The sequence below is a fragment of the Streptomyces griseoruber genome (assembly GCF_001514205.1).
Lineage (GTDB): Bacteria > Actinomycetota > Actinomycetes > Streptomycetales > Streptomycetaceae > Streptomyces > Streptomyces griseoruber.
On record NZ_KQ948817.1, the window covers coordinates 1,852 to 3,440 of the forward strand.

The window sequence follows — 1,589 nt, forward strand, 5'->3', positions numbered from 1 at the left end:
CGATCGTGTACGCGGCGCCGGTGGCGATGAAGATCATCGCTGATGGGGTGCGGGCGGTGCCGGAGGCGACGGTGGAGGCGGCGACCTCGGCCGGGTGCAACACCTGGCAGATCATCACCAAGGTTCAACTGCCGATGTCACGCAGTGCTCTGACCCTTGCGACGAATCAGGGTCTGATCTACGTGCTGTCGATGGTTGTGGTGGGCGGCCTGGTGGGGGCGGGTGCCCTCGGCTACGACGTCGTGGCCGGTTTCTCGCAGGGCCAGCTGTACGGGAAGGGACTGGCGGCGGGTCTCGCCATCGTCCTTCTCGGCGTCATGTTCGACCGGATCACTCAGGCAGCGGCGCGACGCGCGAGCGCATAAGGAGCAGGACACCATGGCAAGACACTGGCGTGCCGGCGCGGCCGGCCTGGCCGTCCTCGGCCTCACCCTCACCGCGTGCGGTGGCGCGAAGGTCGGCGAGGACTCCTCTGGTTCGGGCAGCTCGGGCGGTTCCGGCAAGTGCGGGACCTTCAACCTCGCGGTCAACCCCTGGGTGGGTTACGAGGCGGACGCGGCGGTCGTCGCGTACGTCGCACAGCACGACCTCGGCTGTACGGTCAACAAGAAGGACCTCAAGGAAGAGATCGCCTGGCAGGGCTTCGGAACCGGCGAGGTCGACGCGGTCCTGGAGAACTGGGGCCACGACGACCTGAAGAAGAAGTACATCACCGACCAGAAGACCGCCGTGGAGGCCGGCTCGACCGGCAACAAGGGCATCATCGGCTGGTACGTGCCGCCGTGGCTGGCGAAGGCGCACCCGGACATCACGAACTGGGAGAGCCTGAACAAGTACGCGGCCAACTTCAAGACCTCGGAGTCGGGCGGCAAGGGCCAGCTCCTGGACGGCGACCCGTCGTACGTCACCAACGACGAGGCGCTGGTGAAGAACCTGAAGCTGGACTTCAAGGTCGTGTACGCGGGCAGTGAGACGGCGCTCATCCAGGCCTTCCGCAAGGCGGAGAAGGACAAGGAATGGGTGATCGGCTACTTCTACGAGCCGCAGTGGTTCCTGTCCGAGGTCCCGCTCGTCAAGGTCAACCTGCCCAAGTACACCGACGGCTGTGACGCCGACGCCGCGAAGGTCGCCTGCGACTACCCCGTCTACGACCTGGACAAGATCGTCAGCGCGAAGTTCGCCAAGTCCGGCAGCCCCGCCTACGACCTGGTGAAGAACTTCACCTGGACGAACGACGACCAGAACCTGGTGGCCAAGTACATCGCGGAGGAGAAGATGACCCCCGACGCGGCCGCCAAGAAGTGGGTCGACGCCAACGCCGACAGGGTGAAGGCCTGGCTCAAGTAGTCCTCTGTCCAAGGCGGTAGTCCCGTATCCAGGACGGTCGAACATACCCGGTGGGCGGCGCGCGATCCCGGCGCGTCGCCCACCGGGTATCGCCATGTCCAGGCCCTTGCTGAGCTGCGTCTCCACCCGTTTTCCGACGTCACGGACCCCTTGACACCCCCTCTCCGGGGCGGGCACATTGAGTTGCGTAACTCGAAGTACGTTGCGTAGACAGCAACTGAACCGGCCGGGCCGGTTTGATG

General features: G+C 65.5%; 2 protein-coding genes. Both read left to right on the forward strand.

Annotated features, from left to right (window positions below):
- The coding region (locus AQJ64_RS44700; protein ID WP_159060376.1) for an ABC transporter permease subunit at nucleotides 1–365 on the forward strand (365 nt) is incomplete at its 5' end.
- A 13-nt stretch (nucleotides 366–378) separates the two neighbouring features.
- Nucleotides 379–1,347, forward strand: a complete 969-nt coding sequence (locus AQJ64_RS44705) for an ABC transporter substrate-binding protein (protein WP_055638701.1) — start codon at nucleotides 379–381, stop codon at nucleotides 1,345–1,347.
- Nucleotides 1,348–1,589 lie beyond the last annotated feature (242 nt).